A 7,959-nucleotide genomic window follows, 5' to 3' on the forward strand; every position below is an offset into this window, starting at 1 on the left:
CAGCGTCAGATGTGTATAAGAGCCCGGGGCGTGGGTGTCGGCGTCGGTGTGGGTGTGGGCTGGGGCTGCACAATGGCCAGGGCCTCTTCCGCTTTCAGCTCGCCGCGGATCAGCTTGGAGAGAGTGTCTTGGCCGCCGGGGGTGTAGGTGATCTCGCGGGCAGCGCTGTTGAACACGTTGCGGATGGGATCCCCTTTGCTGTCCACCAGTTCCACCACCATCACATTGCGACCGGGCCTCAAGCCCTTCAAGTAAAAAGACTCCCAGCGATCCAGCAGGCCGGACTGACCGTTGAGGGTGTAGCGGATGCGCCAATCCCGCGGCAGGTCGGTCAGCAGACTCTCGCGTACCGGGGCGTTGGCCAGCCAAAAGTCCACCAGGATCGGCTCGGCACCGTAGCTGCCGGTGGGGCGGTTGTAGGTGAGCAAAGGCAGGTGCGGCTGCGGCACATACTCCGGCGTAGGCGCTAGCACATGGAAGCTGACTTGGGCGTAGGCCTCGGAGTTTTTAAAGCTCTCGTGCCAGGGCTTGCCGGCAAACACCCGCAGAGTATGGGATCCCGGCTCCAAATCCTCAAAAACAAGGGGAGCATCGGCATCGTAATGGGCGATGTAGGGCCGGTTGTCCAGCACTACGTGCAAATGGGGGCCGAGGCCCAGTTGCGGATCCTTAAAAAGCGGGTACCCCTGCACTGCAAAGCGAACGGTTACTTGCCGCTCCGACAACACCTCACCCGGCTTAGGGCTGAGGATCTGCACCCGCGGACGGCAGTGCTCCAAGTGGGCATCCAGCTTGGCAATCTCCGGCGGCACTGGTACCCGCTCGAGCTGAGGTAGCTGTTCCTGGGGCTGTTCAGGCGGGGATCCACCGCAAGCGACCAGCACAAGAGCTGCCACCAGAGCCATCCACCATCCCCATCTCCAGGTTCTGGCCTTTCCCGCGTGTCCTTGCATGAGCCTCACATCCCAACACTTTCGGTATCCTGCCGAGCAGCAGATAAGCCATCCCCACATTACCAGCATGTGTCCTTTGGGGAAGATCCCCTCCCCCACCCTAGAATGGGATCAGCGGTCTGGCCCAAGCGGGGTCAGGAGAACTTTTGAGGTCAGGTATGGCTTGGTTGGCGATAACGGCTTTTGCAGGCTTGGATCTAGCTCAGTGGCAGGCTTTACTCAACAACATGGCCTTTGCTGTCTGTTTGGGGGCCATGCTGTTTTACTGGGGGGGGGCAGCGTTTCCCCAGGTGCAGCTTCTGTCTGAGCTGGGCTTGGCGGGGATGATCGGGGCAAACTTGACGATCGCCGCCCTGCTGACGGCCCGCTGGATCGATGCCGGCTATTTCCCCTTGAGTAACTTGTACGAGTCTTTGTTTTTCTTGGCCTGGGGGATCACCACCTTGCACCTGCTGGCTCTCCACTGGACTCGTAGCCGTTGGGTGGGGGTGACGACCGCCCCGCTGGCGACAGGCATTGTGGCCTTTGCCGCCCTGGCCCTGCCGGAAGATATGCAGGCGGCCCAACCACTGGTGCCGGCTTTGCAATCCAACTGGCTGATGATGCACGTAACTGTGATGCTGCTGGCCTACGCAGCCCTCTTGGTGGGATCCCTTTTGGCCATCACTTTTCTCATCGTCACCCGCGGCCAGGAAGTTCAGTTAAAGGGCAACTCCCTCGGCCTGCAATTTCGCCCCTCTCAGCCTGCAACCCACCCGGAATGGACAGAAGCCACCCTGCCATCTCCTGCTGCAGAACTGGTCTACGCCGGGATCCGCTCCCCCCGACCGGCTGAACCTCTTCCCCAACCGGCACCCAACGAAGCGATCGCTTGGCAACGGCTGAGCCTGGCGGAAATCTTAGACAACACCAGCTACCGGCTAATCGGGCTGGGGTTCCCGCTGCTCACCATCGGCATCATTGCCGGCGCCGTCTGGGCCAACGAAGCCTGGGGCACCTACTGGAGCTGGGATCCCAAAGAAACCTGGGCTTTGATTACCTGGTTGGTCTTTGCCGCCTATTTGCACGCCCGCATCACCAAAGGCTGGCAGGGCAGGCGCCCCGCCCTCTTGGCCAGCTTGGGCTTTGGGGTGGTTTGGGTGTGTTATCTGGGGGTGAACTTTCTGGGCAAAGGCTTACACAGCTATGGCTGGTTCTTCTGAGATCTCTCGGGCCAACAAATCAACCCCCGTTTGTGGGTATTCTGGTGCTGGCAAGCCGTCGTGGATCCCTCGAAGGAGAAAATCATGCAACTGTTCAACTACCTGATCCTGTTCTCGGCCCTCCTGGGAATCGCTCTTTTTGCCATGCAAAACGCCACCCCAGTCACGATTAACTTCGCCCCCGGAGTCACCATCGAAAGCCCGCTGGTGATTGAACTGTTGGCTTCTGCCGGGATCGGGGCCGCCCTTGCCTGGCTGTATAGCCTCTGGATGCGTATCCAGTTCAGCATCGAAGCCCGCGAAAAAAATCGGCAACTGCAGGAGAAGGAAGTCACCATCACCGAGCTCAAGGAAATGGTGGTGGAGCTGGAAGCCAAGGTCAAGCAACTGCCCCCCAGCAAGCGCGCCGAACCCCAAGAGGACATCCAGGAGGTGAAAGAAGTGGCCACCGAGGGATCCCCTGCCTAGAACTGCCCCGTATGGATCCCGTCGATCCCCAAGCGGTTGGGGTAGAATTGAACTTCTAACGGCCTCTTCCACTAGTCCATCACTTCCTATGCAGGTTACACAAGAAAAACGCCCTGGCAGCCGGGTTGGCCTCAAAATCGTGGTAGAAGCCGACCAGGTGAAGCGCTCCTACGAAAAAACCTTGCGCCAACTGGAGCGGAACATCCAGATCCCGGGATTTCGCAAGGGCAAGGCCCCCCGCAACCTGGTGATGCGCCAGGTGGGCCGCGAGCGCGTCATGGCCAGTGCCGTCGATGACCTGATCAACGAGGCCATCCAACAGGCGCTCAAGGACACCCAACTGCGTCCCATCAGTCGCTTCGAGCTGGACGACAAGGTGGAGCAGCTTCTCGATCGCTTCAACCCGGAGGCAGACTTCAGCTTCTCGGGGTATGTGGAGGTGTACCCCGAAGCCCGCGTCGGCCAATACAAAGGTCTAACCGTCACGGCCACCCGCGTCACCGTCAAGCCCGAACAGGTCGACCAGCTCATCGACCGGTGGCGGGATCAGCGGGCCACCCTCCTGCCCGTAGAAGATCGGCCCGCCCAGTTGGGGGATGTGGTAGTGATCGATTTTCAAGCTCGCGACGCCGAGGGCAATCCCCTGGAGGAGATCGCCGCCCAAGACTTTCAGTTGGAGCTCAAAGAGGAGAACTTCATCCCCGGTTTTGTGGCGGGCGTTGTCGGCATGCAGCTCGACGAAACCAAGGAGATCACAGCCACTTTCCCCGACGATTACTTCAGAAAAGAGTTGGCCGGGAAAACAGTTACGTTCACCGTCTGCCTCAAAGAGATCAAGACCAAAGAGCTGCCGGAGCTGGATGACGCCTTTGTGCAGGAGATCAGCGAGTTTCAGACGGTGGCCGAGCTGCGGGAACACCTGCAAAAGCGCCTCGAACAAGATGCTCTCAGGCAATCTGAGGAAAACCTGGAGACGGCCATCCTCAACGCCATCTTGGAAACCACTGAGGTGGATCTGCCGGAGACCCTAGTCGAGCAAGAAACGACACAACTGTTGGCCCAAAGCCTTCAGTCGCTGCAGCAGCAGCAAGGGGTTACGCCGGGAGAGATCCGCAAGCTCTTGTCCCAAATGCCGCCCGAAACCCTTAACCAGTGGATGGAGCGCTACCGGCCTGAGGCCATCAACCGGCTGCGGCGCACCTTGGCTCTCAGTGCCATTGTCCGGCAGGAGCAGATTGCCGTAGGCCCCAACGAATTGGAAGCCGAGGTGGAAGAGGTGATGGCGGCCTACGCCCAGCAAGGGCAGAAGCTGGATCGGGAGCGAGTACGCCAAGTCGTTCACGAAGATCTGCTGACCAACAAAGTGATGGCCTGGCTGAAGGCTCAGACCACAGTCAACTGGGTCGATAGCGAGGGGAATCCCACCCTCTCTGGCAGCTCTGAGGGTGAAGACTGGCAAGAGAGGGCTGAATCGGCTGGCACATCGGTGCCGGAGGCGGAGTTTGAGGCCGAGAGGCCAGAAGCAGAGGGATCTGGGATCCCTGGGGCAGTTGAGCCTCGTGTCGATACGAAAGCCGAGGGGGAGGTCGCAACAGAGCCGCAGGCAGCTCTCCCTTCTGTAGAAGCAGAGGTGTCTGGGATCTCTGAGGCGGTTGAGCCTTCTGCAGAGGCGGCCACAGCCCCTACTGGCTTGCAACCGGAACAGGCCGCCGCAGCCGAGGAGAAACCCAAACCGGGCAAAAAGAGCAGAAAGGGCAAGTAGAGGATCCTAGTTACCCCCAGACTTGCGGGTTCTCACACTTTGGCCGCCGGGGTCAGGAAAAGCCAGGCTACAGGAGGCCGCGCCGCATCTGATCCCAGAGGCGAAGATAGGACTCAGCTTCGGCGGAGCTCAGAGGCCGCCAAATCTCGCCGCGCTCCCAGGTAGAAGGCTGGAAGTCAGCCCTGCGACGCAGCCGAGGGGGGAGTTGGGCCCAATCCAGCGGCAAAACCGAAGCGATCCCGCTCAAGTTCACCAGGCGGGGGACGAACTCTGGGGTTAGGACGAAGTCAATCCAGTCGGCCAGCAGGGATCCTTCCAGCTCTGGGGAAGCGTTGTGAGCTCTATGAGGCCGCACCCAGACATCCCACCAGATGGCGGATCCCGAAGCCGGGATCACCACCTCCAGCTCGGGGTAGTTGGCCTGGGTGACGTAGAGATCCTGCGACCAGCCCACAGCCACCCAGCTATCGGCCAGGCGCAACATGGGCAAGTAGTCGGCGGAAGTATAGGCCAGAACCTGGCGGTGCAGGGATCCCAGCTCTCGCCGCAGTTCGGCCTCTTCGGGATCGAGGGGATCGTTGTAGGAGCGGCCCAGCTTTTTGAGGACGAGCCCGATCACCTCCCGGGGGTGATCCGGTAGGGTGAGCTTCCCGGCCAGCTCAGGCCGCCACAGATCCGCCCAGTCCCGGATGGGGTTGCTCACCCGGTCGCGGCGGTAGGCAATGGCCGTTACCCCCCAGCGCCAGGGCACGCCCCAGATCTGCCCCTCTCGCCGGGCAGCAGCCTGCCAGCGGGGATCCAAGTGCTGCCATCGTTCCCCCAAGAGGTCAGGTGGCAAGGGATCCAGCCAACCGGCAGCAATGGCCCGATCCAAGGCGTCAGCTCCCAACAGGCTCAGGGCCGCTGCTGACGGCTGCCACCGGAACCATCTCCCCGGATCCCACCAGGCCGGCTCAGGCGGCTGGACGCTCTGCCGCAGGTAGGCCAGCAACTGGGCCCGCTCGTCCAACAGTTGCAGCCGAAAGGGAACCTGGGTGCGGCGGCGAAACTCGTTCACCAAGCTGGCTGGGATCCCTTGTTTAAGGGCGAGAATGAGGGGCAGAGAGCCCCTAGGCCCGCCACAGCCGGCCACCGCCAGCCCCAGCAGGATCCCGTATAGAAATTCACGTCGGCTCAGCCCTTGCTTGCCCACGCCAGTACCGCTCCACCAGAATCAGGGCCACCAGATCATCGTAAGCCTTGTCCGGCACCCGCATTCCCTTCGGCAACAGCCGCTCCCATCCCCGCGGTGGGTAAAAATCCCAGTAGCGCTGACGGGCCTCTTGGGAGCTGTGCCTCTCGTCCACCAGAACGATCTGTTGGGGTGGGAGGAGCGACTGCAGTTGCTGTTTCCAGCCTCGCGCCGTTGTCTGATTTCCCAGGATGAGCCGCTCCGCCCCAAACTGTTGCCAGAGGGCCTGCAACCTGGCCAAGGCCTCCCCCGCCAAGACCACCTCCCGATGCAAGATCTGCCACGCCGGCTGAACTTGCACCACGGCAAGGCCGCACTTGTCCCGCCCCGGGTCAAAGCCCATCAGCACTCGCCCCTCTTCCAGCCCGCCCAGGTGGAGTGGATCCCTCATCCCCCAATCTGCCCCGCCTGCTGAACGGGGGTGGCGTCCTGCTGGCCAGAGGCCTCCGCCATCAGGAAACTCACCCGCAGCGGCCCCGCCGTGTAGATGTCGGTGTCGGCAACCAGCTTCACATCCAGAGGGGTAGTGCTCTGGCGGAGATGCTGCACAACTTCCAAGAACTTCACCTGCGAGAATTCTCCGACAGTGCCGGTGATGGGATCCGAGAGGAGGCCTTCTGCCTGGGAGCGCTGATTGGCCTGGTTGAGGAGCTCTAGCAGCCGCTGTTGGATTTCGTTCTCGCTCAAGCCTGGCTGGATTACACCCTGCGCCAGCACAGATCCCCTGGCAAAGATACGCTGGTTGGGGTAGATCTGCACCAGCACGGGCACAGGCTCGCCCTTAAGCCGATTGGAGAGCGAAAGAATGCGCACCGCCCAGCTACCGGGTTCTTGTAGCTTTTCCAGGGCTTGGTCGGCCTCCTCGCGGCGGATGAGGATGGCGTTCTCCAGAGGGGGGATGGGTTGGGAGCCGAGGGCAAGGGCCCGCTGTTCTGCCTGGGCCAAAACTCGCTCAAACTGCCGCCGCACTGCCGCCGGCTCTGCCCCTGCTGGCGTTTGCACAACTCCTGTAGCCAGGACTTCTCCCGCCAGAATGGCCAGCTCTCCCCGTCGCAGCCGCACCGCTAACTGGTTGAGCTGCGCAATCTCCTGCTCAAGCTGCTTTTTTTGAGTTTCCAGTTGGCTCAGGGCCCCCTGCGCCGTATCCAGAGAGCGCTCCAGTTGATCCCGATCCAGTTGCAGAGCCTGCTTTTGCGACTCCAGATCGGCAATCATCTTTCGGGCCGCCTCCACCTCTGCCTTCACCGCCTCCAACTCTGCCTGGGCCCGCTCCAGGCTGGGCTGCACTTGGGCCAGTTGCTCGTTGGCTGCCGCCAGCTTCGCCTCTGCCTCTTGCCGCTCTTGTAGCGCTATGGCCAGTTGCTCCCGGACTTCGCTCAGGCGGGTCTGGGCTGCCGATTGCTGACTGCGAAATTGGTCGAGATCCAGCTTAAGGCGGTCTCGCTCGGCTCTGAGAGTGGCATTCTCCCCTTCCAGAAGAGCTTTCTGGCGGTTGAGGGCCCGCAGCTCCTGCTCCGCCTGGGCAATTTGGTTGGTGTAGCTGAACAGGGCTTCCGAAAGAGAGCGGTTGAGGAGCAGCAGCGTGCCCAAGGTCAGCGCCGAGATGCTCACGCCGGTAATCACGGCTACCAAAACGGCCGTGTGGCGGGGACGCAGGTTAAACCAGGTGAGGCGCTTTTTGCCAATCCGATACCCGACCCGATCCCCGACAACGGCAATCAGGCCACTGACAAACAACATGTAAAGGATCAGCAGTACGCCTTGCATAGACCGGGATCCCTGCCATGGAAATCTTAGCAAGGTTACTGTGAAGGTTTGGGAAGTTGGGGGCAGGCCGAGCCAGAGAAGTGCGGCCCTGGTATAAACTACTCCACCGCATAGGCGGATAGGGTTTAAGGACTTGATCCCGCTGACGCGAACAGTAGCCCTGAAGCAGGCTCGCTTAGAGAGCAAGCCAGCCACAAACTTCCAGGCGTGTTTATAGAACGCCCCAAAAGTGCGGTAGCCCTTGCACCGTTCAGGTCAGTGTCACCCCTCCAAGCGCAATGCCCACAAGAAAATTTCTTACCCTCCCTATAAGACTTGCCTAACTCTGGGTGGATGCGCAGACACATGAGCCCCTTGAGACCGCAAAAAGGCTTCCACCTGCTCAGCTAACATCCGTTTAGAAATATCAACGCTGAATCAGTCCCAATGCCGACCTCGAGAAAATGGGTTTCAGGAGTGGTTGCCCCTGCCGCCAAGAGGGCATCGGCGATCTCTTCCTCTACGGCGAAGGGAAAGCTGCGGGTAGCACCGTAAAAGTCGGCAGCTCGATCAACGTAAGGCGCGGGATTCCCCACC

The 7,959-nt window shown here is 61.0% G+C and carries 8 protein-coding genes; 3 read left to right on the top strand and 5 right to left on the bottom strand.

Annotated features, from left to right (window positions below; all coding sequences use genetic code 11):
• Window positions 1–5 precede the first annotated feature (5 nt).
• The gene (locus tag NW852_RS08615; protein ID WP_414426649.1) at window positions 6–905 is read right to left on the bottom strand and encodes a hypothetical protein; all 900 of its coding nucleotides are present in this window, start codon (window positions 903–905) and stop codon (window positions 6–8) included.
• A gap of 239 nt (window positions 906–1,144) precedes the next feature.
• On the opposite strand from NW852_RS08615, the gene ccsB reads away from it, so the two are divergent.
• The 3 genes from ccsB to tig all read left to right on the top strand — a co-directional run bounded on the left by ccsB (window position 1,145) and on the right by tig (window position 4,385).
• Window positions 1,145–2,155 carry a c-type cytochrome biogenesis protein CcsB gene (ccsB, locus tag NW852_RS08620; protein WP_414335454.1) on the top strand — a complete coding sequence of 337 codons (1,011 nt, stop codon included), beginning with the start codon at window positions 1,145–1,147 and terminating at the stop codon, window positions 2,153–2,155.
• An 84-nt stretch (window positions 2,156–2,239) separates the two neighbouring features.
• Window positions 2,240–2,623 (top strand): LapA family protein, encoded by a 384-nt coding sequence (locus NW852_RS08625; protein ID WP_414366497.1) that lies wholly within the window; start codon window positions 2,240–2,242, stop codon window positions 2,621–2,623.
• A gap of 88 nt (window positions 2,624–2,711) precedes the next feature.
• On the top strand, window positions 2,712–4,385 hold the full coding sequence (gene tig, locus NW852_RS08630) for a trigger factor (RefSeq protein WP_414372749.1): 1,674 nt from the start codon (window positions 2,712–2,714) through the stop codon (window positions 4,383–4,385).
• A 67-nt stretch (window positions 4,386–4,452) separates the two neighbouring features.
• On the opposite strand, the gene NW852_RS08635 is transcribed toward tig, so the two are convergent.
• From NW852_RS08635 to NW852_RS08650, 4 genes are all read right to left on the bottom strand, one after another.
• Window positions 4,453–5,577 (bottom strand): extracellular solute-binding protein, encoded by a 1,125-nt coding sequence (locus tag NW852_RS08635; RefSeq protein ID WP_414366493.1) that lies wholly within the window; start codon window positions 5,575–5,577, stop codon window positions 4,453–4,455.
• Window positions 5,549–6,007 carry a pre-16S rRNA-processing nuclease YqgF gene (locus tag NW852_RS08640; protein WP_414366492.1) on the bottom strand — a complete coding sequence of 153 codons (459 nt, stop codon included), beginning with the start codon at window positions 6,005–6,007 and terminating at the stop codon, window positions 5,549–5,551. Before NW852_RS08640 ends, NW852_RS08635 begins: the two co-directional genes overlap by 29 nt.
• Window positions 6,004–7,383: a DUF3084 domain-containing protein gene (locus NW852_RS08645; protein ID WP_414386354.1), complete on the bottom strand. Its 1,380-nt coding sequence runs from the start codon at window positions 7,381–7,383 to the stop codon at window positions 6,004–6,006. Before NW852_RS08645 ends, NW852_RS08640 begins: the two co-directional genes overlap by 4 nt.
• 386 nt (window positions 7,384–7,769) lie before the next feature.
• Window positions 7,770–7,959 (bottom strand): hypothetical protein (locus NW852_RS08650; RefSeq protein ID WP_414426650.1); only part of this gene is annotated, 190 nt, incomplete at its 5' end.

The organism is Synechococcus sp. H60.1 (assembly GCF_047462335.1).
Lineage (GTDB): Bacteria > Cyanobacteriota > Cyanobacteriia > Thermostichales > Thermostichaceae > Thermostichus.

Excerpts from the sequence above, each read along its gene's own strand:
- NW852_RS08645 (WP_414386354.1), bottom strand. The coding sequence starts at position 7,383 with ATGCAAGGCGTACTGCTGATCCTTTACATGTTGTTTGTCAGTGGCCTG.
- NW852_RS08615 (WP_414426649.1), bottom strand. The coding sequence starts at position 905 with ATGGCTCTGGTGGCAGCTCTTGTGCTGGTCGCTTGCGGTGGATCCCCG.
- NW852_RS08625 (WP_414366497.1), top strand. The coding sequence starts at position 2,240 with ATGCAACTGTTCAACTACCTGATCCTGTTCTCGGCCCTCCTGGGAATC.
- NW852_RS08640 (WP_414366492.1), bottom strand. The coding sequence starts at position 6,007 with ATGAGGGATCCACTCCACCTGGGCGGGCTGGAAGAGGGGCGAGTGCTG.
- tig (WP_414372749.1), top strand. The coding sequence starts at position 2,712 with ATGCAGGTTACACAAGAAAAACGCCCTGGCAGCCGGGTTGGCCTCAAA.